Source organism: Hyphomonas sp., from assembly GCF_016125515.1.
Taxonomy (GTDB): Bacteria; Pseudomonadota; Alphaproteobacteria; order Caulobacterales; family Hyphomonadaceae; genus Hyphomonas.
In genome coordinates, this window is sequence record NZ_WGLO01000017.1 from 16,248 (window position 1) to 41,298 (window position 25,051).

A 25,051-nucleotide genomic window follows, 5' to 3' on the forward strand; every position below is an offset into this window, starting at 1 on the left:
CCCCGCCCGCAAGTCCGGCAGCGGGCTGGTTTGTGTCCGCCTGCGGCGCCACGTCTCGCCATGGCGCCATGTTCACGCTAGAGGCTGGCCCTACATCCAGGTCACTGGATCAACCCCGGCTCCGCCCGGATACCGAGGACCGCCATGGCACACACGCAGTTCAAAGGTTTCGCCGGCATCCTCCTGAGGGGCGATGTCTATGGCGATCCTGACGATCCGCTGGTGTTGCTGGTGCATGGCGGTGGCCAGACCCGCGACATCTGGAAGGAAACGGCCTCCGCCCTCGCGCGTGCCGGACGCCAGGTGATCGCGCTGGACCTGCGCGGCCACGGCGAAAGCGAATGGCCCGACGACGGCCGATATGATTTCAGCGCCTATGTCGAAGACCTGCGCGCTGTGCTGGCCCAGCTGCCCTCCCGGCCCGTGATCGTGGGTGCGTCCTTGGGCGGATGGGTCGCCGCAGCCGCTGTAGGCGAGGAAGGGGCGCATCTCGCATCCGGCCTCGTGCTTGCCGATGCGCCGCCGGATCTCGACCTCACCAATATCCGCGCGGCCGCCGGCGTGCTGCGCGCCGCCTCCGAAACCGCCAAAGGCGCCTGGGATCCCCGCATGCTGGAACGCTTCCAGCTCGAAGACGCCCTGGCCCGGTTCAAGGCGGCGGCCCCCAACATCCAGATGCCGGTCCTGTTCGTGCGCGGCGCGCTCAGCGACATCACCGATCCGGTTTCGGCCAGCCGCATCGTCGAACAAATTCCGGGTGCGGAATATGCCGAGATCGGCGATGCCGGGCATGTGGTTGCTGCAGACCGCGCTGACCTGTTCAGCGCGACGCTGTTGGCCTTCATGGAGCGGCGTGTGCCGCGCTTCGTGCCGGAATACCGTTCAGGATCAGATGCGCGCACCCTGCGCGAGGCGCTCGGCTGCTTCGCCACCGGCGTCACTGTTGTGACGGCTTTCGAAAAGGACGGCGAACCGGTGGGCCTGACGGCCAATTCTTTCACATCGGTTTCTCTTGATCCACCTTTGTTGCTCGTCTGCGTGGCCAAGACATCCAACAGCCTGAAGGCCCTTGAGGCAGCCGAACACTTCGCGGTCAATGTGCTCCATATCGGCCAGCAACCCGCCTCGCGCCTGTTCTCAAAGCCGGGCGAGGAACGTTTCCAGCAAACGCCATGGAAACGCGGCCGGCATGATGCGCCGCTGCTGTCCAACGCGCTCGCCAACTTCGAATGCCGGCGCCACCAGATACATGACGGGGGCGATCACATCATCCTCGTCGGCGAAGTCCTGCGCGCCAATTTCGACCCACGCCGTGATCCGTTGCTCTACTTCCGGGGCAAGTATCGCCGGCTGCACTTCTCGTGATTCAACCCGCCTAAAGGAAGGCCTTCAGGTCCGCGACAAAACGGTCAAACTGGTCATGGTGCAGCCAGTGTCCTGCGTTGTCGTAGACGCGCACCTGTGCATTTCTGAAGTGGGTGATGCGGCCATCCTTTTCAGGGTTCGAGGCCCAGCTGTTCTTGCCATACAGCAGCAGTGTCGGGCAGGTGATTTCCTGCCACAACGCTTCAACATCCTCGTTCGCCATGTCGTAGGGCGCCATGACGCGGAAATGGTTATCGAACTTCCAGGAATAGGTGCCGTCCTCATTCTGGCTGATGCCGTGGATCGTCAGGTGACGCGCCTGGGCATCATTCAGGTAGCCGTTCTCTTCCTTCATGCGCTGATAAGCTTCTTCCAGCGTCGCATATTTCCTGGGATTGCGCCCCGCCGCTGCCCGCTTCGCATCGATCCACTCGCGCATGCGCTGGCCGATGGGAACGCTCAGGCGCTGCTGCAGCATCTTGGGTGACGGTCCGAGCCCTTCGATGGCGACAACCTTGCGCACGTTTTCCGGATAAATTCCGGAATAGCGCAGCGAGATGTTCCCGCCATAGGAATGCGCCACGATCGTCACGGGGGAGAGATTTTTCTGGTGGATCAGCTGCGCCAGGTCATAGACGCAGGACCTTAGCGTGTAGTCGCCATCGGCCGACCAGCTGCTGTCGCCGTGTCCTCGCAAATCCGGCGCGATCACATGCCAGTTATGGCGCAGCTCATCGGCGACCCAGTCCCAACTGCGGCAATGATCGCGCCCGCCATGCAGCAGGATCAGCGGTGGCGCATCGGCATTACCCCAATCGACATAATGAAGGCGCAGGCGCTGCGAGAAATAGCTGTGGGAAGTGGGACCAGTAATCATCGCTCCAGTTAGCCCCAGCCGTGCAGCAGCGTCCAGCCTTGGCGTTGACTGCTGCCGTTGGGGCAGGGCATCCCCCCGGTTGCGCCATTCCGGAGGCGCGATAGTCTGCGCGCACAGAGCGCGGGCGGATGAGTCTCGCGAAACATGTTCCTGGGAGACGTCCATGCAGAAAATCCTCGCAGCCTTGGGCGCGGCCGCCTTCTGTGCCGCCTGTACCGTGTCCGGCGCGCCAGTGACGCCGTCGACCGGGGAGGCGACCGAAGCCACCATCGCGGCGAATGAGGCGTTTGCACAGGGCCTTCCGTGGGATGATGACAGCGAAGCGCGGCTCGCGGGCAAAGGCTTCATCGCCACGCTCGATGATCCGAAGATTCGCGCCGCAGATGGCCGCGTTGTGTTCGATGCCAGTGCTTACGACTTCGCCGATGGCGAAGCGCACGACACCATGAACCCGAGCCTCTGGCGTCACCTTAGCCTGATGAACAATCACGGCCTGTTCGAGGTTGTGCCCGGTCTCTGGCAGGTGCGCGGGCTCGACTTGTCGGTGATGAGCGTGATCGCTTCGGAAACAGGTTACATCCTGGTCGATCCGCTCACCTCGGTCGAAACCTCCGCGGCCGCCTTGTCGCTCGTGCGCCAGCATCTTGGCGACAAGCCGGTGGTCGCGGTGATCTACACGCACAGCCATGGCGACCATTTCGGCGGCGTGAAGGGCGTCGTCAGCCAGGCGGATGTGGATGCCGGCAAAGTGCAGATTATTGCGCCGGACGGATTCATGGAGCACGCGGTCAGCGAAAACCTGATCGCCGGCCCGGCCATGACGCGCCGTGCGAACTACCAGTTCGGAACGCGCCTCACGCCAGGACCAACGGGTCAGGGCGGCGCAGGCATCGGCACCGGACTGCCCAGCGGAACGTTCAGCCTGATCGCGCCGACCCATACTGTTGAGGAGACAGGCGAGAAGCTGGTCATCGACGGTATCGAGATCGAATTCCAGGTGACGCCGGGCACCGAGGCGCCGGCGGAAATGAACTTCTACCTGCCTCACCTGCGCGCGCTCTGCCTTGCAGAAAATGCCAATGCCACGATGCACAATGTGCTTCCGCCCCGCGGCGCGCTGGTGCGCGATTCCAAGGCGTGGGCGGATTATCTCACCGAGTCGATCCACCTGTTCGGCGATCGTACGGATGTGATGTTCGTCTCGCACGGCTGGCCGCGCTGGGGGCAGTCCGATGTGGTCACCTTCATGGGCTTGCACCGCGATGCCTACAAATACCTCCACGACCAGTCGGTGCGCCTGATGAACAAGGGCTACACCGCCGAGGAGATTGCCGAGGTCATCGCCTTGCCCGAGCCGCTGGCCACGAAATGGTACAATCGCGGATATTACGGCACCATGGCCCATAATTCGAAAGCCGTGTATCAGCGCTATCTTGGCTGGTATGATGGCAACCCCGCCAATCTCAATCCCTGGCCGCCCGAGGAAGCCGGCAAGCGCTATGTCGATGCCATGGGCGGCGCCGGCAAGGCGCTTCGCATTGCGCAGAAAGCCTACAAGGACGGCGACTATCGCTGGGCCGCTGAAGTCGCCAGCCATATCGTGTTTGCGGATGCGACGAACATGGACGCGCGAGAGGTGCTCGCGCAGGCGTTCGAGCAGATGGGCTATCAGGCCGAAGGTTCGCTTTGGCGGAACATGTACCTGACCGGCGCCGCCGAAGCCCGGGTCGCACCAGAAGCCGCCTCCATCTCTGCACTGTCACAGGATGTCGTTTCCGCGATTTCCATCGAACAGGTTTTCGACATGCTTGCGGTGCGTGTGGATCCCGACCTGGCGACCGGCAAATCCGTTTCGATCCTGTTCGACTTCCCGGATGTCGGCGAAAGCCGGCTTGTGACGATCCGCAACGCGGTGCTGGTCCACGAGGCTGGCGAGGGTCAGATGGCTGACGCCACCTTGCGCCTGCCCAAGATGGCCTTCCTGGGCATGATTTTCGGTGGTCAGAAGGCCGCCGATCTCGTTGCCAAGGGCGTGTTGCAGATGGATGGTAATCCTGCGGCCGCCGCCACCTTGCTGGGCGTGCTGGACCCGCCTGCGCCGCCGGAGCCGTTCGCGATTGTGACGCCCTAGGCGGGGTCAGCCTTTGCGAGTGCACCGCGTGTTGAACGCCGCGACGTCGGCATTGAACTGTTGCAGCGTATCCTGCAGCGCCGTCTCATCCTGCTCCAGTTGCGCGCGGGCCGCCTCATAGGCCGCTTTGCCGGCATCCGCAGCTTCGGCATGGCCCTTTGACACGAGCCGGTGGATCTCGACATCCTCCCAGGCCTGACCTGCGTCCTCGAGCGCGACTGCGGACGCATCACGTTGCGCGACGAGGTCGTTGATCCCGGTCTGCCGGGGAACAAGCGCCGCCTGCATGGCCTTGCATGTCGTAAGGTCGGTCTTGCCAGCAGCCATTGCCGGGCTGGCAAGGGCTGCGGTGAAAGCGGTGAGGATCAGGAAGTTTCTCAGCATGAAGACTCGTCTCGCAACGCACTGCGGCAATTATTCGGCAGCATCATGAAGCCCGTATGAACGCCTGCGCGCCGCTCAGCCTGCGGGCGGCGGCATCCGGCTGCGGCCGGCGGTGACCGCGTCGATCAGCTGGAATACCGCCGCAAAATCCTTCAGCAATTCTTGCACCCGGTCGACACTGTCGAGCGGCTTGAACATCGACCCGGGCTCGAACAGGTTCCCGCCCTGCACGGTGATGAACATTTCGCCGCCGTCGAAGGCAGCCTTCAGTTTCCCGCCATGGAAGACCTCTTCAAGGTCCACCAACTTCTGCATCAGGTCCGGTGTGAGCAGATACCGGCTCTCGACCTGGTCGGTCGTATAGACTTCGAAAATCTTCTCGAACTTAGGGTCTTCCAGTGCTGCCCGCTGCATGCCCTTGGCGCCGCCGAAGCGGTTGAAGAAACCTGCATCGCGGGTGATCAGCGTGCGGCCATAGAATTTCTTGTGGAAGTCGAGGCGTAGGCACTGGCCCCGGAACACGGTCACCCAGGTCGTCTGTGTACGTCCTTTGGAATCCGTCGTCGTGCGGCGTTCTTCGAGATGGGCCTCGAACAGCTCGAAATTCACTTGTCCGCGGCTGCCCGTCACGAGGTCCTCATACTTCGACCTGTCCCAACCCGGCACCACGCCGACTTCGCGGTGACGCATGATCGATTCGCACTGCCCGGGAGCGGCCGTGAAATAGAGGTTCAGTCTGTTGGCAATCGGCTCCACGATCAGCGCCTTGGCTTCGCTTGCCATGCGCATGATGCCCATGTTGCCCCAGCCTATGACGCCGAAACCGATGATCGCGATCATGATTGCGGCAACCGGCGTCTTCAAGACGATCAGCCCGAGGGCGGCTCCGGCGGCGATGATCGCGCCGCCCGCCCAGCGTGTCTGGATTGCCTTACGGGCCGCGGCTTCCCGCTCCGCCTCCCGGGCGAGCAGGCTGGGGCGGATCTCCTGTTCGTAAACCCGCCCGAAATCGGCGAACTCGGAAGGCAGGTGTGCAAGATCCAGTCCCGCCGTGGGCGTCGCGGCTTCGTCGGGTTCACTCATGCCGGGTTCCCCCATTGCGGCTCACGCGCAGCCTAGAGGCCGCTTTCGTGGACGGAAAGAGACGTACTCAGATATCGGCGTAGACGTGGCGCTCGCCTTCGAAACCCGGATGCGTCACCGCGCCTTCATGGGCCGGGCCCACGAGCTTGGCGAATTTCTGCAGCGCGCCCGATCCGTACATCGTGCTGCGCGGCTTCCACTCCCGCTTGCGGTCCTGCATCTCGGCCGGTGTCAGGCGCACGTCGATGGTGCCCTTGATGGCGTCCAGCGTGATGATGTCACCGTCCTTGATGAGGCCGATCGGGCCGCCATCCGCTGCTTCTGGACCAACATGGCCAACGCAGAAGCCGCGCGTTGCGCCAGAGAAGCGGCCGTCGGTGATCAGTGCCACCTTGTCGCCCATGCCCTGTCCATAGAGCGCCGCTGTCGTCGACAGCATCTCGCGCATGCCCGGGCCGCCTTTGGGGCCCTCATAACGGATGACCAGCACGTCGCCTTCCTTGTAGGCGCGCTCCGAGACGGCCTTGAAGCAGGCTGCTTCGCCGTCGAACACGCGCGCCGGTCCGGAGAAGGTCAGGTTCTTGAGGCCAGCCACTTTCACGATCGCGCCATCCGGCGCCAGCGAACCCCACAGACCGACGACGCCGCCATTCGGCGAGATCGGATCGTGCGCCTCGCGGATCACCTTCTGGTTCTTGTTGAACACGATGTCCTTGATGTTTTCCGCCACCGTCTTGCCGGTCACGGTCATGCAGTCGCCATGGATCAAGCCGGCATCGTAGAGCGTGCGCAGCAGCATCGGCACGCCGCCCGCTTCGCCGAAATCCTTGGCAACATATTCGCCGCCCGGCTTCAGGCTGACGATGTAAGGCGTCTTCGCGAAGATCTCCGCCACATCCTTCAGGTCGAACTGGACGCCGCATTCATGCGCCATCGCCGGCAGGTGCAGCGCGGCGTTGGTCGATCCGCCGGTCGCCGCCACAACGACCGCCGCGTTCTCGAACGCCTTGCGCGTGCAGATGTCCCGTGGACGGATGTTTTTCTCGATCAGGTTCATCACGGCCTTGCCGCTTTCGACGCAGTATTCATCGCGGTCGAGGTTGGGCGCAGGCAGTGCAGACGACAGCGGCAGGGCGAGGCCGATGGCCTCCGACACGCAGGCCATCGTGTTCGCGGTGAACTGGCCGCCGCAGGCGCCGTCACCGGGACAAGCCAGCTTCTCGATGGCGTGCAGTTTTGCTTCCGTCATGTCGTTCGATCCGGCGGCGTGCGCACCAACCGCTTCGAACACATCCATGACGGTGATGTCCTTGCCTTCGAAATGGCCGGGCATGATCGAGCCGCCATAGATGAACACGGACGGCACATTGAGGCGCAACATGGCCATCATCATGCCGGGCAGGGACTTGTCGCAGCCCGCAATGCCGACCAGCGCATCATAGGAATGCCCGCGCATCGTCAACTCTACAGAGTCCGCGATCACTTCGCGGCTCACCAGCGACGAACGCATGCCTTCATGGCCCATCGCGATGCCGTCAGTGACAGTGATGGTACAGAACTCGCGCGGCGTGCCGTCCGCTACTTTGACGCCCTTGCTGGCGGCATGCGCCTGACGCATCAGGGCGGTGTTGCAGGGCGCGGCCTCGTTCCAGCACGACGCCACGCCGACGAACGGTTTCTTGATGTCCTTCGTCGTCAGGCCCATCGCATAATAATAGCTGCGGTGCGGCGCCCGTTCGGGGCCTTCCGTCACATGGCGGGAGGGCAGGCGGGATTTATCCCAAGTCTTGGTCATTGACGTATTCCCGTTCGGTGTTCCTGATTGGGCCTAGCGCGCAATTTCCTTCCGGAAAAGGGCCAAATGATCGCCGCCAGCGGCAATATTTGCCCCGCTCGCGCGACGCCCGGCCTTTACGAAATTCCCGCCAGCGCTGTGCGCGCAGCCTTCAGCTTGTCGCGGCGCAGCGTCCAGTCTTTCACCCGCTCGCGGTTCTCCTCGACAATCTCCTCCGGCGCCCGCGCCACGAAATCCGCATTGGCGAGCTTCTTCTCGGTCGACGTGATGTCCTTCTCGAGTTGGGCGACTTCCTTGTCGAGACGCTTCTGGGCTTCGCTGATGTCGATCAGGTCCGCGATCTTGAGAGCGACGACAGAGGTGGCGACCATGGTCGACACCGCGCCCTCCGGCAGGCCGGTCGACGTGCCCGTATCGTCCAGACGCGCCATGCGGCGCAGCACATCGTCGTGCCGCTCAAGGCGCTCAGCGTCCACATCGGCCGGATTGACCAGCATCATCGGAACCTTTGCGCCCGCCGGCACGCCCAGATCGTTACGCAATGAGCGAATCTCGGAGATCATCTCAATCAGCCATTCGATTTCCTCAGTCGCCGCCGCGTTGCCGAAGCCGGTGATTTCCGGCCAGGCCTGCAGCATCAGGAAGCCCTGCTCGTCGGCGCGTCCGGGCGCGCGGCGCTCCCAGAGTTCCTCGGTCACGAACGGCATGAACGGGTGCAGCAGTTTCAGCGACTCGTCGATCACGTAGCCGCAAACGGCGCGTGTTTCGGCCTTGGCGGCGTCATCCATGCCCATCAGCAGCGGCTTGATCAGTTCGAGATACCAGTCGCAGAGCGTGTTCCAGATGAACCTGTAAAGCGTCCCGGCCGCCTCGTTGAACCGGTATTCCTCGATGCCCTTGGTGACATCGGCGACGCAGTCGGCGAGTTCGCTGAGGATCCATTGATTGACCGGACGTTCAGCCGAACACGGATCAAACTCGCCCGGCGCGCCGCACTCGTTCATCTCGGCGAAGCGCGCGGCGTTCCACAGCTTGGTCGAGAAGTTGCGATAGCCTTCCACGCGCTGCTTTGACAGGCGGATATTGCGGCCCTGCGCGGCCATGGCCGCCATCGTGAAGCGCAGCGCGTCGGCGCCGAACTCGTCCACGAGTTCCAGCGGGTCCATGGCATTGCCCTTGGACTTCGACATCTTCTGCCCCTTCTCGTCGAGGACGAGGGCGTGGATGTAAACATCCTTGAACGGAACTTCTCCGGTAAACTCGATTCCCATCATCATCATGCGGGCGACCCAGAAGAAGATGATGTCGAACGCCGTGACCAGCGTGCTCGTCGGATAGAAGGTCTTCAGCGCCTCGGTCTCGTCCGGCCAACCTTGCGTCGAAAACGGCCAGAGCGCGGAGGAGAACCAGGTGTCGAGAACGTCTTCGTCCTGCTTGAGCGCAACGCCCTTTCCAGCTTTCGCCCGAGCCTCCGCTTCGGTGCTGGCGACATAGACTTTTCCGTCGTCGGCATACCACGCCGGAATCCTGTGGCCCCACCAGAGCTGGCGGCTCACGCACCAAGGCTGGATATTGTCCATCCAGTTGTAATAGGTCTTCGACCAGTTCTCCGGCACGAACCGGGTGAGGCCGTCCTCGACCGCCTTGCGCGCCGGCTTGGCCAGCGTCGCGGCATCAACATACCATTGATCCGTCATCCACGGCTCGATCACGACGCCCGAACGGTCGCCGAACGGCTGTTCGATCTTCAGATCCTCGATGCGCTCCAGAAGGCCTGCCGCTTCGAACGCTTCGACCACCTTCTTGCGCGCCTCGAACCGGTCCAGTCCGCGCAGTGCTTCCGGTATCTCGGCCGCATCGGCCTCCGCACCATCGACGATTGCGGCGACGGCGTTGAGGATGTTGAGGGGCTTGTGGCCTGCGCGTTTGCCGACTTCAAAGTCGTTGAAGTCGTGCGCCGGGGTGATTTTCACCGCGCCCGAGCCCTTTTCCGGGTTTGCATAATCGTCGGCAACGATCGGCACGCGGCGGCCTACGATCGGCAGCTCCACGAACTTGCCGACCAGCGCCTTGTAGCGTTCGTCCTCGGGGTGCACCGCAACGCCAGTATCGCCCAGCATCGTCTCGGGCCGGGAGGTCGCGACCACGATATAGTCCCGCGTTTCCAGTGTAATGTTGCCGTCGTCATCCTTGACCGGATGGTCATAGGTCACGCCGTCCGCCAGCGGATAGCGCAGGTGCCAGTAATGGCCCGCCACTTCCTTGGTCTCGACCTCGAGATCCGAAATCGCCGTTTGAAAATGCGGGTCCCAGTTCACCAGCCGCTTGTCGCGGTAGATCAGGCCCTTGTTGTAGAGGTCCACGAACACCTTGGTCACGGCCCTGGACAGGCCCTCATCCATGGTGAAGCGCTCGCGGCTCCAGTCGCAAGATGCGCCGAGGCGCTTCAGCTGGTTGACGATGCTGCCGCCGGACTCCTCCTTCCAGGCCCACACGCGTTTGACGAATTCTTCGCGTCCGAGGCTTGCGCGGCTCTCATTGCCGCCCGCAGCGGCGAGCTGGCGCTCGACCACCATCTGCGTCGCGATGCCCGCATGGTCGGTGCCGGGCTGCCACAGCACGTTCTTGCCGCGCATCCGCTCGAAGCGGACCAGCAGGTCCTGCAGCGTGTTGTTCAGCGCATGGCCCATGTGCAGCACACCGGTCACGTTCGGCGGCGGGATCACGATCGAATACGCCTGCGCGCTCGTGTCGCCCGAAGGATAGAAGCAGCCGGCTTCCTCCCAGGCTTTGTACAGCCGCGGTTCGGCGCCGGTGGGATCGAATCTCTGGTCAAGCATGTGTCTGGTTCAGTCTGGAAAGGGCACAAAAGAAAAGCGCGCCTGTGAAGGCGCGCCGTTCCCTATATCAAGTTTGGGAAATGAGGCTAGCGCGCCATGCGGGCGATGCGCTGTACTTCAGCCTCTACTTTCTCTTCAACGATCTTGGCCAGGTTGGCGTCGAGCCAGTCCTTGATCATCGGCTTGAGCATCTCCTTGACGAGGCCCTCGATCGTGTTGTCGCCGGAAATCTCCATCTTGGAGATCAGCTTGCCGAGCGCGCCGGCAGCCAGATCGGCGGTCGAGTCGTCAGTGAGTACGGTCTGTGCGTAGCGGGCGCTCGTGGTCATGTCGGTCTCCGGGGCGTGGAATGTGGGCCGGGCAGGAACTGCGCGGGGGATCTGGGTGACCGGAGCGGGCTCCGGCGGGGCTTCTTCTGCGGCCTGGCGGGCGGTTCCGAGCATCTCCTCGAAGGAGAATTCCGGCCCGGTCACCTGCGGTGCGGGCGTCGTTTGCACGGGCGCCGGCGCGAAGGTGTCCTCTTCGTCTGCCTCGATCTCGAACATCGACTGGTCGGTTTCGTCGAGGGCCTCTTCGCCGAGTTCGGTGAGGTCGTTGACCGGTTCGGGCGGAACCTCGCGCAGGGGCGCAGCCGAAGCGCGCGCCGTCATCGGCTCATCGTCCGAGATGATCTTGCGGATCGATGCGAGGATCTCCTCCATCGTCGGTTCTTTGTGTGCTTCGTTGGCCATTTTAGCCCCTCGTTACTGGAATCGCTTCCCAGACCTGGAGTCAGGGGTAGGCCGAATCCGGTTAACAACCCTTTGACAAAGTTAACGCGTTCGGGGCGCGAAAGCCAGCGGTTCAACCGATAGTGTCGAGACCACCCGTGGCACGCAACAGCTGGTGGGCGGCCACATAGGCGTCCCGCTCCGCGCCGACCAGAGCCAGACGCGCTTCAAACAGCTGCTGTTCCTGGTCCAGAACGTCCAGCGTGGTGCGCACGCCGACCGCCAGTTCTTCCTTGGCGCCCTCATAGGCGATCTCGGCCGCTTCGACCTGACGGCGCGAGGCCTCGATGGCCCGAGTAGCCGCCTCATAGCCGTACCAAGCCTGCGCAACCTGCGCCCGAACCTGCGTTTCCAGCGAATCGACCCGGCGGCGGGCCTGTTCGCGCTGCAGCTTGGCGGCATTGACCGAGGCTTTCACCGATCCGCCGTTGAACAGCGGGATCGACCCCTGTGCGACCGCCGACACGCTCGTGTCGCGGCGATCAAGATCGCCCCAATATTCCTGCACACCGGCCGTACCGACCAGGTTGATCTGTGGCCGGCCGTCCGCCTTGGCAGAATCGACGCCGGCATTGGCGGCGCGCAATTCCTCGCGGGCGGCCCGGATCGACGGGTTGTTCTCATTCGCGTCCGAAAAAGCGGTCTCGATATCGACCGGGAGCGGCGGCAGGGCCGGCGGCGTCACCAGATCGCCCGGTCGCTGGCCCGTCAGGTATTCATAGACCGCTTCGCTGCCCTGCAGGGTCGCTTCGGCCCCGGCCAGCGCCGCGCGGGCGCCTTCGAGACGCGCCTGCGCCTGCGCCACGTCGGTGCGCGTCACGACGCCCACTTCAAACCGGTCTTCGGCCGCCCGGACCTGCTCGCCCGTTACTTCAACGTTGTTCTGGCGAATCGCCACGGCCTCACGATCACGGCGCACATCGACATAGGCCGTGATCACGTCGAGGATCAGGTTTTGGCGCGCGGCGTCGAAACTGCGGTCAGCCGAGTCGATTCCAGCGCGGGCCTGACGGATGCCGGCCGAGATCTTGCCGCCCGCGTAAAGCGGCTGGACGGCCTGCAACTGGGCGCTGGCGCTCGGGCTTTGCCCGGTGCCGGTGTTGAAGAAGGCGGTCGTGTCGGTCGATTGATAGCCGCCGCTCGCAGAAAGGTTCACTTTCGGAAGTCCGGCCGACCGGGCGAGATTGAGATTTTCCTTCGCAATATCCGTGCGGTAGCGCTCGATCTCCAGTTGAGGGTTCGTCGCAAAGGCCGCCGCGACGGCGTCCTGAAGCGTCTCCGCTTGCGCCGGGGCTCCCAGGATAAGGCTGGACAGGCTCACGCTGATCAGAAGCGGCAATTTGTAGACGCGCATTGGAATGTCCCTCGACTAGGCAGTGGCAATATAGGGGCGGCTCCACAGAAGGTGAACAGTGTTCACCTTGTAGCAGAGTCGCACTCGCGCCTTGTCTAAAGGTCAGAAGCTAAAGGTCGGTTTCCGGTCGAAGGCCGAAAAACGCGGCGGGCAGGCGTCAAAGCCTTCCCGCGAGGCCAGCGTCTCGCCCGCTTTCGTGAACACTTTGCCGCGGCCCATGCCGCCGGGGCCTGCCATTACTGCGACCAGCCGTCCGCCGTCGCGCAGCTGTCCGGCCCAGGCTTGCGGCATCTCTTCGATCATGCCGGCCACATATATAACGTCAAAGGGCGCCTGTTCGGGCAGACCTTTGGCGAGTGGTCCGGCCACCGGCGCGGCCCGGTCGATACCAATGGCGGCAAACCGCTGCGACATCGCCTCCACCAGCGCTTCAGTCTCGTCGAGCGCAATCACCGTGTCGGCCAGGTGGCTGATGAGGGCGGCCTCATAGCCTGCGCCCGCGCCGACAACGAGCACCACATCCGTCGGCTTGATTCCTGCCAGCTTGATCAGCTTGGCGGTATCACGCGGCGTCCAAAGCGCGCGGCCCGGCGACGTGGTGATCTCCATCTCGGAATAGGCGACGCCCTTGCGCGAATTCGGCACGAACACTTCCCGGGGCGTGCGCAGGAAAGCCGAGACGATCGGCGGGTCTGTCACGTCATCCGGGCGGATCTGGCTGTCCACCATGATCTCACGGGCTTTGTCGAAATCCATGCGAGTCACTTCCGTTTGCGAGGGCCGGTTGTCCTGCGCCATGTATCATGCCCGCGCGCCGGTGCAATCTTGCCCGTGCCGCGAATTTAGCCTGCGCGGACCGATTGTCTCAACCGGCAAGCCTTGCTAGGGACGGCGCGTCTGTCCGAGGCTCCATGGCGGAGTGGTGACGCAGCGGATTGCAAATCCGTGCACCCCGGTTCGATTCCGGGTGGAGCCTCCAGACCAGCCCTCAGGACCCCGCCGATCCAGGATCCGCTTGGCGTCCCAACCCGTAAACGCGCGCCGGCCAGATTGTTTCAACTCGTTAACCCTGAATTAACCATATCGGGTGACCTTGTGCATGTCTTCTTTGGAGACACCCACCATCACCCAACGCCTTTGGCGGGAGCTCACGCTCCCGCCGTTTTTCTTTCGGGGCAGGGGTTTGTGGAAACTTCCCAGAAATTGTGCAGCTGCCGCACTTAGGCACTTGAACCGGGTGCGCGGTCTGCTATTCCCCCGTCTCCGGCTATTCCGTGATAGCTCAGTTGGTAGAGCAGGCGACTGTTAATCGCCCGGTCGCAGGTTCGAGTCCTGCTCACGGAGCCACTTTTCCCGAACCATTTCAAACGTGTGCGGCTAGAGGCCGAGCCAGGTTGCCGTCCAGTATGTGGCGCCCGCGGCGACATAGGCCATGGCGAAGAGGTAGACGATCAGCAGCGCCGTCCAGCCCCAGGAGTTCATCTCCCGCCGGGCCACCGCGAGGCTCGCCAGGCATTGCGGCGCGTAGACATACCAGGCGAGGAAGGCGAGCGCGGTCGGCAGCGACCAGGCGGTCTGGAGCAGGGTCGCAAGGCCCGCCTCGTCATTGCCCTGCAACGCATAGACGGTGCCCAGTGCGCCGACGGCGACTTCCCGCGCGGCCATGCCCGGCACCAGTGCGATGGCAATCTCGAGGTTGAAGCCGATGGGCTTCAGGATGGGTTCAAGGACCGAGCCGATCATGCCTGCGAACGAGCCGCGGATGCCATTGTCCGAGGCCGGATAGCTGGCCAGGAACCATAGGACGACCGATACCGTGAAGATCACCGTGCCCGCCCGGCGCAGGAAGGCCCAGCCGCGCGAATAAAGGTTGATCACGAAATCCTTCAGGTCCGGCATCTTGTAGGTCGGCAATTCCATCAACAGCGCCTGCGGCGGCCCCTTAGTCACCGTGCGCTTCAGGATGAAAGCCACCACCACCGCACTGACGATGCCAGCGAGATAGAGCCCGAACATCACCAGCCCCTGCAGGCCGAACGGACCCACACTGGTCGGCGGAATGAACGCGGAGATGATCAGCGTATAGACCGGCAGACGCGCTGAGCAGGTCATCAGCGGCGCCACCATGATCGTGGTCAGCCGGTCGCGCTCGTTTTCGATGGTCCGCGCGGCCATTATGCCCGGAATGGCGCATGCAAAGCTCGACAGCAGCGGGATGAACGCCCGGCCGTTCAGGCCGACCCGCAGCATGATCTCGTCCATCATAAACGCGGCCCGTGCCATGTAGCCGGACGCTTCCAGGATCAGGATCAGGGAGAACAGGATCAGGATCTGCGGCAGGAAGATGATGACGCTGCCGACGCCCGCGATAATGCCGTCCGTGATCAGGCTGCGCAGCCAGATGTCGGGCATCGTCGCCGAGATCCAGTCGCTGATCGCCGCAACGCCCGTATCAATCGCATCCATCGGTGCTGTCGCCCAGGAGAACACCGCCTGGAACATCAAGAACAGGATGGCCGCCAGGATCAACGGTCCGGCAAACTTGTTCAGCACGACCCGGTCGATGGCGCGCGTGGCCCGGTTGATGGCGGGCTCTTCCAGGATCACCTCGCGCGCCACGTGGCGCGCTTCGCGTTGCAGCGCCTTGAGATCGGCGCTGTCCGGCGCCTTGCCCTCGGTCGCGGTCCAGCCCTCCGAGGCGATGGCCGCGTCGAGCCGCTCCAGCAGAGCCGCGCGCCCGCTCGCCCGCGTCGCGCGGGTCGGCACCACTGGCACACCCAACCGCCGCTCCAACGCTGGCACATCAATCCGTACCCCGTCGCGCTCGGCGAGGTCGATCATGTTCAGCGCCACCACCATCGGCCGGCCCAGCGCACGGACCTGGAGGATGAAGTGCAGTTGCGTGCGAATGTCGCCGGCATCGATCAGCACCAGCAGCCCATCCGGCGCCGGCTCGTCCGGATTGCGCCCGAGAATCGTGTCGACCGATACCCGCTCATCCAGCGAGCGCGTCGTGAACCCGTAGATACCCGGCAGGTCCAGCAGGTCGACCGCATGGCCCGCCGGCGTCGTGAACACGCCGTGGCGGCGTTCCACCGTCACGCCGGCATAGTTCGCCGTCTTGGCCCGTCCACCGGTGAGACCATTGAACAGCGTGGACTTGCCACTGTTGGGCGCCCCGACCAGCGCCAGCCGAACCCTGTTCACAGCGATTGATCCACCTGGATGGCGCGTGCTTCCTCGCGGCGCATGGCAATGATCCGCCGGTTCAGCCGGATCGCCAGTGGCTGACCCGCCAGCGGCCCGCGTGTCAGCAACTGCACATCGTCGCCCTCGCAGAATCCGATCTCGCGCAGTTTCGCTGCAAGATCGGCCACCCCGTCATCGATCGAAACGATGCGGGCGCTCGCGCCTTCGGTCAGTTGATCCAGATTCATGGTGCCATTCCTCGTGGAACGATCCCTGACGGCTTTGCGAATGATTTGCAAGTACGTAATCGCCGCAGCTCTGCCAAACGCAACTCGACCCCGCATCGGAAATGGCGGGCGTCAGGCAAACAAGGCGGGAAATACGGTGCTGGGGGCGGAATCGCGACCGCTCTTAGATCGTTGTTTTAAAATAAATTTTTTACTGTTGGCATCGACCTGTGCCATGAATTCTGCCAACAGGCGGATTTCGCAAATGGTTCGGTTCCGAATTCCACAATAAGGAAATTCGAAGCTTATCCCTGAGTCTCCTAGGAGCGTCAATTCGCCGGAAAATTGCGTAGAAAGTGACAGTATTGCTGTCAATGGATGCGTCGTGACAACATGCTATGGCTGACTCAAAAGGAAATGAACGATGGCGACCCTTACCATCAGGAACCTGGATGATGACGTGAAGGAGCGGCTACGCGTTCGCGCCGCTTTGCGCGGCCGATCAATGTAAGAAGAATCGCGCGATATTCTACGCAAAGCAGTCGGCGGCGCGACCGGGCCTTGCCTTTGGAAGCGGTCGCGCACGCTGTTTGGTGGAGACAAAGGCATCGAGCTAGAGTATCCGCCGCGCATTGAGGATCGAAGACCGGCCACTTTCGATTGGTGCGCTGTCTGAGATGATCGTCCTCTATACAAACATTGTCTCCGAGCTGTTGCGGCCCGTTCCCGATCCGGTCATCGGGCGATGGATGTTGGGGCTGGGCGAAACCCCTCTGTCGACCACCTCGGTGACCATTTCCGAGATCGCCTGCGGACTTGAGCGGTTGGAAGACGGGCGCCGAAAGAATGATTTGATTGCGCGCTTCGAACAGCTGGTTGCCCCGGTTAGTGATCTGACCGTCCTGCAATTTGACGAGGCAGCGGCGATGCTTTGTGGAAGATACAGAGCCCTGAGAGAGCGGCAGGGATTGCATGCTCCGCTTTCGGACATGATGATCGCTTGTATTGTTGACGCATTCGGGGCCGACATCGCAACGAGAAACACAAAGGACTTTTCTGGCCTGCATTTGGTCGTCGTTGATCCCTGCCGCAATTGAAGAAAGATCTTGGTACCAGCGGCAATGCAGGTCGCGGGTACCAATGACGATCGGCACCGTCTGGACCGGGGCGTTTGTATCAGCGACTTTCACCGGGCCTTCGATGCGTTTGGGAACCGGTCTTTGTAAAAGGTGACAAGACCAACGACGCGCCAAGCATCAAACAAGGCCTCCACTGGGCTCTTACCCACGCCAAAGGTCACGAGGCGGGCGCGCGGGTTCATCATATCGACGTGCCGGAGCTGGATGTGGCCGCAATCCACCAGCGCTCGGGACTGTCGCCGGCCGAATTCGCTGGCAGCATTGGCATCGCCGCTGGAACGCTGCAAGGCTGGGAGCAGGGGCGCTGGCGCCCTGAAGGACCGGCGCGGGTCTTGCTCGCGCTTATAGAAAAGCTCCCCTGGATCGTGCGCGACGAGCTTCGGCGCTAATCTGGGGTTGTCAGAGCCCAGTTCTGTTACAAAGGCGCGCTCTTCTTCTAGTCCATTGCCTCGTTCTGTCTGGAGTGGGGTACCCCGAGAGGATGCGGGTTGCTGCACGCGCGTTTGCTGCGGGCCCGGCGGGGCTTTTGTTCCGGGTCTCTTCAGGCAATGGCGCATTGGAGTGCATGATAAAAACGTTGCAATAATCAAACATAAACCTATTTAAAGTTTGATATATGAAACATTTGGGTGTTTTGATGGCTAAGCAGACCCGTACCTATGCGTCGATGACAAAGGAAGCGCTGGCCCTCATGGGCAAGCAAATCCAGCTTGCCCGCAAGGCGCGCCACATGTCAGCCACTGATCTGGCAGAGCGCGTCGGCGTCGCGCGCTCTACGCTTTGGCGTATCGAGCAGGGTGAGCCCGGCGTCGAGATTGGCCTGGTTTTTGAGGCGGCAATACTGGCTGGCGTCCCGCTCTTCGAAAACGCGAGCGGTTCACTGGGGAAGGAAATTAACCGGCTGAACGACAAACTGGCGCTGCTCCCGGCATCCATCCGTGACCGTCCTGCGGAGTTGAAAGATGACTTCTGAGGCGCCAGCCAGCGAAGCCTATGTCTGGGTCTGGCTGCCAGGCTGCGGGGAGCCAGTGGTGGCGGGCAGGATATCGCGGGACGCAGACCTGTTGGTGTTCAACTATGGCCAATCCTACCTCAGCCGCCGCAATGCGATCTCTCTGTTTGCGGATGAACTCCCTCTTCGTGCCGGACTGCAGCGTCCGAGGCCGCCGCTAACCATGCCCGGTTGCCTCAGGGATGCATCCCCGGATGCCTGGGGACGCAGGGTCATCATCAATCGACTGACCGGCCTGAAGGGGCAGGCGGCCGGCGCGGCCGAACTCGACGAGCTGACCTTTCTCCTCGAATCCGGATCGGACCGGATTGGCGGCCTCGATTTCCAGGCTCAAGCGGATGCCTACATTCCCCGAGGAGGAAGCCAAGCCACGCTCGAGGAACTGCAGGCCTCGGCCGAAAAGGTGCTCGCGGGTGAACCGCTGCATCCTGAAATCGACCGGGCCCTGCATCATGGCAGCTCCATCGGCGGGGCGCGGCCCAAAGCGCTCCTCGCAAGCGGCGACCGGAAGCTGATTGCGAAGTTTGCCGCCTCGTCGGACACCTACAGCGTCGTGAAGGCTGAATACACCGCGATGCGCCTCGCAGCCCTGTGCGGCATCGATGCCGCTCCCGTTGACCTCGTTTCGGTGTCCGGCAAAGATATCCTTCTCGTCGAGCGCTTCGACCGCGTCGCAGCAGGCGGGCAATCGTCGCGCCGGATCATGATTTCTGCTCTGACGCTGTTCGGGCTCGACGAGATTGCGGCGCGCCATGCCTCCTACGAGGACCTCGCCGAAATCATCCGGGTACGGTTTACTAAGCCCAAGCAATCACTGCGCGACCTGTTCCGCCGGCTCGTGTTCAACATTCTCGTGGGCAACACCGATGATCATGCCCGCAATCATGCCGCCTTCTGGGATGGACAAAACCTCACCCTGACTCCCGCCTATGACATTTGTCCCCAGTCACGCACTGGCCGCGATGCCAACCAGGCGATGAAGATTCACGGCGAGGCGCGTCAGAGCCAACTGGTGACAGCACTCCGCTTCGCGCCGGCGTGCCTGCTGGATGACGCCGAGGCGGCGCAGATCACCATCGGCCTCGTTGAGCAGATTGCCGGGCTCTGGGGAGGTATTGCCGATGAAGCGGGCCTGACCGACGTTGATCGTCGGTTTTTGTGGCGACGCCAGTTCTTGAACCCCTATGCCTTCGAAGGGGTTGGAGGCGTGCTCGGCAGGCTGGCGCGTTGGGCGGAGTGACCGGTATTTGTCGGGGGTGACCGTATTGGCACGACCCGCCAGGGTGAGTTCTACAAACAGCGCGATAGTCTCAAGATCTGCCGCGCGTGGTTGCTTGCCCAAACACACATAGCTTCAGGCCCAGACAGGGCCTTTGGATCTTTTCATAGAGTCATTGCTTTGCGTAATTTTTGTTGATCAAATTTTATATCTGAGAGGTTATCTGCGCCGAATCGCACGTATAGCTCAGAAGCAATTCCCTCAATCGGGATGCAGAGCGCCGGTAATGCGCCAACTCAGTCGGTTTACGTAAAGCTTGATGGGGCAGACCAATCAGGATCCCGAGCCGAACAGGGCCCTTGCGGACGTATAGTCGGCCTTTCCATTGGGGCCGCGAGGCACCTGATCAACAACCCTGATCGCTTTCGGGACCTTGTATCCGGCAAGCTTCTGCCGAACGAAGGCGGTCAGTGCATCGAAGTCGGTTGGTGCCTTCTGCGAAACGATCGCCACAACCCGTTGTCCAAGCCTTGGATCTGCTTCGCCGAATACCAGTGCATCAATGATGCCAGGAAACTGTTTCAGCACTTCCTCGACTTCTTCCGGGTAGACCTTCTCCCCGGCCGTGTTGATGCAATGATTGCCGCGGCCGAGCAGCGTGATGGTTCCATCCGCCTCGAGACGCGCATGATCGCCGCTGATCATGTGCCTCACGCCGTCGACGATGCGGTAGGTCGACGCCGTGCGGTCCGGATCCTTGTAATAGCCCAGCGGCAGGGCACCAGCCTTGGCGATGACGCCGATCTTTCCGGAACCTTCCTTGACCGGTTCAAACGTCTCCGGATCGACAACAATCACGTCGACCGGCGAGAACCGCGCTGCCTCCGGCACGATGTCTTTGGTCGTGACCGAAAAGGCGATGCTGGAGGCCTCACTCGCGCCCAGGCCATCTGAAAGCACCGCCTGCGGCAGATGCTTCAGGAGGCCTTGCTTTGCTTCATGACTCCACATCATTCCGCTCGAGACGATGGCTTCAACGAACGTGAGATCATAAGCGCCGGGTGCCGCGTCGAGCGCGTCGACGATCGGGCGGGCAAACGCGTCCCCGACGATGACGACACCGGAACATCTGTGCGCTTCAATCGCGCGCAGGGCGGCGGCTGCCTCAAAGCTTTTTGCGGCGCTGCAGACGACGGCTCCGCCGCGCGACAGGACGCTGACCGCCGAGAACAGTCCCGTGCCATGCATCACTGGCGGCGCAATATAGTAGGCTGGCGGTGTCTTGCTCACGCGCAGGAGCGCTGCGAGCGCGTCCAGCGTCATGGCTGAAGGATCGTTCAGCCCGGCGCGGCGCGCCGACGCGAGCGCTTCCCACATGGACTGAGAGGGCCACATCACGCCCTTCGGCATGCCCGTGGTTCCGCCCGTGTAGAGCAGGAAGATATCGTCGCCGCTGCGGCCACCTGGCAAAGGGCCGGTGGCTTCTGCATAAAGCGTCTCGATCGCTTCTACGCCGGGGGAAGGGCCGCGGGCTGATATCTTCAGCTTTAAAGTTGAGGAGTTCGCTTTCTCGAGGGTGCCAGAAAACTCGGCGTCAAAGATCACCGCTTCAGCATCGGCGTTGCTCAGAAGGTAGCTCAGCTCTCCGGGGCCATACCGGTAGTTGATGTTGACTGAGACGAGGCGCGCTTTGAAGCAGGCGGCAAAAGCGATCAGGTAATCAGCGCCGTTGCGCATGTAGAGCGCAACCTTTGAGCCCGGCGCGAGGCCTCGCCGCAGCAGCGCGCTCGCCAGGGCGTCCGACCTTGCCTGAAAGGTCTGCCAGTCCGTCTTGTCACCGTCGCAGATGATCGCCGGAGCCCCCGGATCGATGGTTGCCGCGACCAGGTCGAAGACATCGCCATAGCTGATCGAGGCGGGCATGTTTGGTTCAGGCATTGGCGGCGACTCCTCCGTCCACGATGAGGGTGGCGCCCGTGACAAAAGCCGCGGCCCTGGAGGCGAGGAAAATGGCCGGGCCTGCCGCATCCTCCCAGTCACCGCTGCGCCCGAGCGGGACCATGGCGTCCGTGCGCCGGCGCTGTTCTTCAGTTTCATAGAGAAACGCTGTCATGCGGCTCGGGAACATGCCCGGGGCGACCGCGTTCACGGTAATGTGCGAGCGGGCGAGATTTGCAGCGAGATGACGTGTCAGTGCGATCAGGCCTGCTTTGCTCGCGGAATAGCTGAAATTGTCCATATGCGAATGGCGCATCGCATTGATGGAAGAGACATTGATGATCCGGGCCGGCGCTTCGGGCGAGGCGGACGCTTTCAGAAGCGGCAGGCATTTCTGCACAAGGAAGAACGGCGCTTTGAGGTTCAGGTCGAGGACCCTGTCCCATCCGGATTCCGGAAACACATCGATCGGAGCGCCCCAGGTCGCGCCGGCATTGTTGACCAGTATATCGAGTCGGCTTTCACGGCCCGCCAGTTCCTGCGTCAACTGTGAAATGCCCTCTGCTGTCGACAGGTCGGCCGGGACCGGGATACAGTGTCCGTAGGCGGATAAACCCTCGGCCGTCGCAACAAGCTCTGCCTCCTTGCGGGCGCTGATATAGGTCTTCACGCCAGCTGCAACGAGGCCGCGGGCAATCATGGCCCCGATCCCGCGGGAGCCGCCGGTTACCAGCGCTGTCTTGCCCTCAAGACTGAAGAGATCAGACATGCTCGTCCTCCAGGTAATGGAACGCGGCGGCGTGCCGGCCTTCGAACCGCGCGCGAGGCTCGAGAGCGGCGGTTTGTGGGGCACATTCATCAATCAGAGGCAGGTAGAGGCAGCTTGCCGGCTCGCCGCCGGTCAGAAGTGTCAGCGTCGGCGCGGGGGTTTCGGGCAGGACGAACAGGTTGTCTGCATCCGCGCCGGCGAGGGTCATTCTTACCCGGCTTTCCGGCTGCAGCCGCCAGGCGACCGGATAGAATTCAAGAGCGACCTCCAACACCTCGCCCGGGGTGACGTCCTTCAGATCACGAGCTGACTGGCTGTGGAACGCGCGCCCGTCATGCGGGCGCGGGCTGTCTGAGATCTGGCGGTGGAAGAAGTTCAGCCAGCCCTCGGTGATGTAATGGGCCCGGCCATCACTGAGGACTTCTTCGAGCGTCGCAATGAGCGCGCCCGAGCGGCCTGTCGTCTTCAGGTAAGCAACAAGCTCAGGACGGCCGTTGAGGCGCCCGCCGTCTCTGAATGGCTCTGTGTGGAATGCGAGGCATCGCTGCGACCGGCGGTTCAGGTCCGGGGGCGAAATCCGCTTGTCGCTGCGAAAGAAGAAGCGTGACCGGCTATGGTCGCCCAGCGTGACGCCGTAGTCGACGGCGTAGGTCAGCTCGGCCTTCCTTGCAGCCCCCGGCTCGGAAAGGTTGCCCTCGCGATCAAGGTCGAGGCGCTGCTTGCGGCTTTCGGGCAGCGGATAAGTCTCAGCGCTGAACCAGCGTTCCCGGCCAAACGTATCGACCTCAGCGAAGCAGAAAGGCGCCTCCGACATTGTCCCGTTGTCGATACCCTTCAGCCAGTAATCGAACCAGCGGTGTTGCTCGATATAGGAGACTTGCGGACCCAGATGGTTCCACGGACCCATCAGGAGCCGCTTCGGAACCGTCAGTGCCCTGTAGAAATCGAGTATGTGCCCGTTGAAACTGATATCCCACCAGCCGCTGACCAGCAGGATCGCAGTACCCGACGCATTGAGGCGCGCGGTTTCATCCAGGCTGTCACCGAGTGGCCCGAGTTCGGGCAGCGGCGGGTCAGGGGCGTCCTGGCGCACGGCCTGAAGCATCGGCTCCCGAACCATCTTCATCAGCGACAGCGGGTCCGGCGTGTCTGTCGGCAGCGACCGAGGCCGACGCTGCAGGACAGCCTCCTCCATCAGGCGCGGCCCCTCATTGCCATCAACGGGCAGGGCAGGAGCCTGTCCCTGCTGGTTGGCAACCATGCCCGCCCAGTCGACGGAGTAGAAGCCATGCAGGTACAGTCCTCCGTCGCAGACGGCGGAGAAGCCCTGCGAGGTAGCCATAGGGGCAATCGCGGTCAGGTGACGCGGATGATAGGCCGCCGTCGTCAGCTGGATCGTTCCCTCCCAGGAAATGCCGATCATGCCGATCCTGTCCGTCGACCAGTCCTGCGCGGCAATCCAGTCGATGATGAAGGCAATGTCAGCACTGTTGCGCCACATCAGGTTCGAGCCCTTCCCGAAGGAGGCGCCTGTGCCGCGAAGATCAATGCAGACGAGGTTGTATCCATGGTCAACCAGCCGTTTGGCGAGCAGGCTTTTCTCATAACCGGTTACGAGGTCGCCGACTTTCAGCTTCTTCCAAGCGGGCTGGTCGCCGCTGAGCGCCAGATCGGTTTCGCCAAAGAAGTAGGCCCTCCTGTATCCCGTCGCCTGAATGATCGTCGGAAGCGGGCCCTCGAGGACTTCGCCATCGAGGCATGGCCGCAGGATGTCGATGGCAATCCGGCAGCCGTCATCGACCGCAACATAGATCGACCGGCGCTCATAGCCGTTCGCAACCTCCGAGGTGTAACCCTCATAAACCCCCGGACCCGATATCCGGGCGCTCATTGGCCGGCTTTCTTGGCGCGCGCCTTCTGCCGCGCCCGCGATACGAATGCGTCAATGTCGGCGCCGCCGACCTCTGTGACCGACGGCCACTGGAACGTCTTGGGGGGCGGCGCGGCCGTCCTTGAAGCAAGTCCCGCAGCAACGCGCCAGGGGGCAGAGTTCCAGCGCGGAAACCTTGCCTCGACCCCTCTGATCGTGCGCTCTGTCCAGTAAGGGTTGCCGGGTCTTGGTACACCGTAGACGGACAATTGTTCGGGGCCAGCCATTTCCATGATGTCACGCCAGATCGGCAGAACAGGATGGAAATCGCCCCGGCGCGGACCAATCCAGGGCATGTCGCTGCGCCGGTATCCCGCGCCGACCACATGCCGGAAGGCGCCTGGCTCTGTGAGGTCCGTGCCCCGGTGAAAGGTCTCGCCCGAATAGAGCAGCACCGTGCCGCGCGGGCCGACCGCGCGGCGTTCGCCCCTCGCAAGCTCTGCCTGCCCTTCGCTGCCGGGCTGGCCGGCCTCGATACCGAAGCGCCGCGCCTCTGAGTTACGGACATAGGCGAGCGCGCCGTTCCCGAGGTCCACATCGGTAAGGTAGATGAACATCAGCACGGCGCCGTGCTCCGGCCGATCCGGCGGCACGAGCAGCTGATGGGTCGGATAGTCCCGGTGAAAGGGCTGGGCGTAATTGGTCTGGCCAGCGTCCTTGCGCCACGCATAGGACGTGTAGAGGAAGACGTCCCCGGTCCCCAGCAGCGACTGTACGGCCCGGATCAGCCGCGGATGCGCGGCCAGCAGGTTGAGGTCAGGGGCGCCGAGCGATGGCAGCGGGCGGATCGCTTCGAGCTGGTCGACATGGAACTTCGCCGTCTCGGCCGTATTGCCGGCCTCTGCTGTCGCCTTGCGCGCCGCAGGCGGCAGCATCTCGTAGATCGTCTGAAAGTCTTCGTGCGGTTTTTCGAGTTCTTCGGCGCTAAAGAAACCGGGCAGGATCAGGACGCCCTCTTCCCTCCAGGTCTGTATGTCGGCTTCGCTCAGCGGTGAGGCGTGCGTTTGCATGGCGTCTTCCCCGATCCGG

General features: G+C 62.8%; 20 protein-coding genes, 2 tRNA genes and 1 pseudogene. 9 read left to right on the forward strand and 14 right to left on the reverse strand.

Going from position 1 to position 25,051, the window contains the following annotated elements:
* Positions 1-144 precede the first annotated feature (144 nt).
* Positions 145-1,365, forward strand: coding sequence for an alpha/beta fold hydrolase (locus GC148_RS12890; protein WP_291071274.1), 1,221 nt, complete (start codon positions 145-147; stop codon positions 1,363-1,365).
* Between the two features lie 10 nt (positions 1,366-1,375).
* Here GC148_RS12890 and GC148_RS12895 read toward each other — a convergent pair whose 3' ends face one another.
* Complete coding sequence (locus GC148_RS12895; protein WP_291071276.1) at positions 1,376-2,242, reverse strand: alpha/beta hydrolase; 867 nt, start codon at positions 2,240-2,242, stop codon at positions 1,376-1,378.
* Between the two features lie 163 nt (positions 2,243-2,405).
* Between GC148_RS12895 and GC148_RS12900 the strand changes: the two genes are divergently transcribed.
* Complete coding sequence (locus GC148_RS12900) at positions 2,406-4,373, forward strand: alkyl sulfatase dimerization domain-containing protein (RefSeq protein ID WP_291071277.1); 1,968 nt, start codon at positions 2,406-2,408, stop codon at positions 4,371-4,373.
* Between the two features lie 6 nt (positions 4,374-4,379).
* On the opposite strand, the gene GC148_RS12905 is transcribed toward GC148_RS12900, so the two are convergent.
* The 7 genes from GC148_RS12905 to GC148_RS12935 form a co-directional block, all read right to left on the reverse strand.
* Entirely contained in the window at positions 4,380-4,757 is a 378-nt protein-coding gene (locus GC148_RS12905) for a hypothetical protein (protein WP_291071279.1), read from the reverse strand.
* Positions 4,758-4,832: 75 nt separating this feature from the next.
* Positions 4,833-5,840: a DUF3137 domain-containing protein gene (locus GC148_RS12910; protein ID WP_291071281.1), complete on the reverse strand. Its 1,008-nt coding sequence runs from the start codon at positions 5,838-5,840 to the stop codon at positions 4,833-4,835.
* A 67-nt stretch (positions 5,841-5,907) separates the two neighbouring features.
* Positions 5,908-7,635: a dihydroxy-acid dehydratase gene (ilvD, locus tag GC148_RS12915; protein ID WP_291071283.1), complete on the reverse strand. Its 1,728-nt coding sequence runs from the start codon at positions 7,633-7,635 to the stop codon at positions 5,908-5,910.
* 116 nt (positions 7,636-7,751) lie between these two features.
* Entirely contained in the window at positions 7,752-10,475 is a 2,724-nt protein-coding gene (locus tag GC148_RS12920; RefSeq protein ID WP_291071285.1) for a valine--tRNA ligase, read from the reverse strand.
* A gap of 86 nt (positions 10,476-10,561) precedes the next feature.
* A complete protein-coding gene (locus GC148_RS12925; protein ID WP_291071288.1) occupies positions 10,562-11,206 on the reverse strand; it encodes a DUF2497 domain-containing protein in 645 nt (214 codons plus the stop codon).
* Between the two features lie 112 nt (positions 11,207-11,318).
* Positions 11,319-12,599, reverse strand: coding sequence for a TolC family outer membrane protein (locus tag GC148_RS12930; protein WP_291071289.1), 1,281 nt, complete (start codon positions 12,597-12,599; stop codon positions 11,319-11,321).
* 102 nt (positions 12,600-12,701) lie between these two features.
* Positions 12,702-13,355 carry a protein-L-isoaspartate O-methyltransferase gene (locus tag GC148_RS12935; RefSeq protein ID WP_291071291.1) on the reverse strand — a complete coding sequence of 218 codons (654 nt, stop codon included), beginning with the start codon at positions 13,353-13,355 and terminating at the stop codon, positions 12,702-12,704.
* A gap of 149 nt (positions 13,356-13,504) precedes the next feature.
* On the opposite strand from GC148_RS12935, the gene GC148_RS12940 reads away from it, so the two are divergent.
* Positions 13,505-13,578, forward strand: a tRNA-Cys gene (locus GC148_RS12940).
* Between the two features lie 292 nt (positions 13,579-13,870).
* Positions 13,871-13,946 (forward strand) — tRNA-Asn (locus GC148_RS12945).
* A 30-nt stretch (positions 13,947-13,976) separates the two neighbouring features.
* On the opposite strand, the gene feoB is transcribed toward GC148_RS12945, so the two are convergent.
* Positions 13,977-15,806 carry a ferrous iron transport protein B gene (gene feoB, locus GC148_RS12950; RefSeq protein WP_291071293.1) on the reverse strand — a complete coding sequence of 610 codons (1,830 nt, stop codon included), beginning with the start codon at positions 15,804-15,806 and terminating at the stop codon, positions 13,977-13,979.
* Entirely contained in the window at positions 15,803-16,036 is a 234-nt protein-coding gene (locus tag GC148_RS12955; protein ID WP_291071295.1) for a FeoA family protein, read from the reverse strand. The genes feoB and GC148_RS12955 overlap by 4 nt, the downstream gene beginning before the upstream one ends.
* 403 nt (positions 16,037-16,439) lie before the next feature.
* On the opposite strand from GC148_RS12955, the pseudogene GC148_RS15980 reads away from it, so the two are divergent.
* The 5 genes and pseudogenes from GC148_RS15980 to GC148_RS12975 form a co-directional block, all read left to right on the forward strand.
* Positions 16,440-16,523: pseudogene (locus tag GC148_RS15980) on the forward strand (plasmid stabilization protein); the annotation flags it as partial.
* A 124-nt stretch (positions 16,524-16,647) separates the two neighbouring features.
* A complete protein-coding gene (locus GC148_RS12960; RefSeq protein WP_291071297.1) occupies positions 16,648-17,112 on the forward strand; it encodes a PIN domain-containing protein in 465 nt (154 codons plus the stop codon).
* Positions 17,113-17,270: 158 nt separating this feature from the next.
* Positions 17,271-17,543 carry a transcriptional regulator gene (locus GC148_RS12965; RefSeq protein ID WP_366063872.1) on the forward strand — a complete coding sequence of 91 codons (273 nt, stop codon included), beginning with the start codon at positions 17,271-17,273 and terminating at the stop codon, positions 17,541-17,543.
* A gap of 227 nt (positions 17,544-17,770) precedes the next feature.
* Positions 17,771-18,127 (forward strand): helix-turn-helix transcriptional regulator, encoded by a 357-nt coding sequence (locus GC148_RS12970; RefSeq protein ID WP_291071301.1) that lies wholly within the window; start codon positions 17,771-17,773, stop codon positions 18,125-18,127.
* Positions 18,117-19,406, forward strand: coding sequence for a HipA domain-containing protein (locus GC148_RS12975; RefSeq protein ID WP_291071303.1), 1,290 nt, complete (start codon positions 18,117-18,119; stop codon positions 19,404-19,406). The genes GC148_RS12970 and GC148_RS12975 overlap by 11 nt, the downstream gene beginning before the upstream one ends.
* 312 nt (positions 19,407-19,718) lie before the next feature.
* On the opposite strand, the gene GC148_RS12980 is transcribed toward GC148_RS12975, so the two are convergent.
* From GC148_RS12980 to GC148_RS12995, 4 genes are read right to left on the reverse strand one after another with little or no spacing between them, the layout of a single operon-like run.
* Complete coding sequence (locus tag GC148_RS12980) at positions 19,719-21,323, reverse strand: AMP-binding protein (protein WP_291071305.1); 1,605 nt, start codon at positions 21,321-21,323, stop codon at positions 19,719-19,721.
* Positions 21,316-22,092 carry an SDR family oxidoreductase gene (locus GC148_RS12985; protein ID WP_291071307.1) on the reverse strand — a complete coding sequence of 259 codons (777 nt, stop codon included), beginning with the start codon at positions 22,090-22,092 and terminating at the stop codon, positions 21,316-21,318. The genes GC148_RS12980 and GC148_RS12985 overlap by 8 nt, the downstream gene beginning before the upstream one ends.
* Complete coding sequence (locus GC148_RS12990) at positions 22,085-23,983, reverse strand: CocE/NonD family hydrolase (protein WP_291071308.1); 1,899 nt, start codon at positions 23,981-23,983, stop codon at positions 22,085-22,087. Before GC148_RS12990 ends, GC148_RS12985 begins: the two co-directional genes overlap by 8 nt.
* The gene (locus GC148_RS12995; RefSeq protein WP_291071309.1) at positions 23,980-25,032 is read right to left on the reverse strand and encodes a phytanoyl-CoA dioxygenase family protein; all 1,053 of its coding nucleotides are present in this window, start codon (positions 25,030-25,032) and stop codon (positions 23,980-23,982) included. The genes GC148_RS12990 and GC148_RS12995 overlap by 4 nt, the downstream gene beginning before the upstream one ends.
* Positions 25,033-25,051 lie beyond the last annotated feature (19 nt).

Coding starts and splice junctions, on each gene's coding strand:
- GC148_RS12890 (WP_291071274.1), top strand. CDS start 145: ATGGCACACACGCAGTTCAAAGGTTTCGCCGGCATCCTCCTGAGGGGC.
- GC148_RS12895 (WP_291071276.1), bottom strand. CDS start 2,242: ATGATTACTGGTCCCACTTCCCACAGCTATTTCTCGCAGCGCCTGCGC.
- GC148_RS12900 (WP_291071277.1), top strand. CDS start 2,406: ATGCAGAAAATCCTCGCAGCCTTGGGCGCGGCCGCCTTCTGTGCCGCC.
- GC148_RS12905 (WP_291071279.1), bottom strand. CDS start 4,757: ATGCTGAGAAACTTCCTGATCCTCACCGCTTTCACCGCAGCCCTTGCC.
- GC148_RS12910 (WP_291071281.1), bottom strand. CDS start 5,840: ATGAGTGAACCCGACGAAGCCGCGACGCCCACGGCGGGACTGGATCTT.
- ilvD (WP_291071283.1), bottom strand. CDS start 7,635: ATGACCAAGACTTGGGATAAATCCCGCCTGCCCTCCCGCCATGTGACG.
- GC148_RS12920 (WP_291071285.1), bottom strand. CDS start 10,475: ATGCTTGACCAGAGATTCGATCCCACCGGCGCCGAACCGCGGCTGTAC.
- GC148_RS12925 (WP_291071288.1), bottom strand. CDS start 11,206: ATGGCCAACGAAGCACACAAAGAACCGACGATGGAGGAGATCCTCGCA.
- GC148_RS12930 (WP_291071289.1), bottom strand. CDS start 12,599: ATGCGCGTCTACAAATTGCCGCTTCTGATCAGCGTGAGCCTGTCCAGC.
- GC148_RS12935 (WP_291071291.1), bottom strand. CDS start 13,355: ATGGATTTCGACAAAGCCCGTGAGATCATGGTGGACAGCCAGATCCGC.
- GC148_RS12955 (WP_291071295.1), bottom strand. CDS start 16,036: ATGAATCTGGATCAACTGACCGAAGGCGCGAGCGCCCGCATCGTTTCG.
- GC148_RS12970 (WP_291071301.1), top strand. CDS start 17,771: ATGAAACATTTGGGTGTTTTGATGGCTAAGCAGACCCGTACCTATGCG.
- GC148_RS12975 (WP_291071303.1), top strand. CDS start 18,117: ATGACTTCTGAGGCGCCAGCCAGCGAAGCCTATGTCTGGGTCTGGCTG.
- GC148_RS12980 (WP_291071305.1), bottom strand. CDS start 21,323: ATGCCTGAACCAAACATGCCCGCCTCGATCAGCTATGGCGATGTCTTC.
- GC148_RS12985 (WP_291071307.1), bottom strand. CDS start 22,092: ATGTCTGATCTCTTCAGTCTTGAGGGCAAGACAGCGCTGGTAACCGGC.
- GC148_RS12990 (WP_291071308.1), bottom strand. CDS start 23,983: ATGAGCGCCCGGATATCGGGTCCGGGGGTTTATGAGGGTTACACCTCG.
- GC148_RS12995 (WP_291071309.1), bottom strand. CDS start 25,032: ATGCAAACGCACGCCTCACCGCTGAGCGAAGCCGACATACAGACCTGG.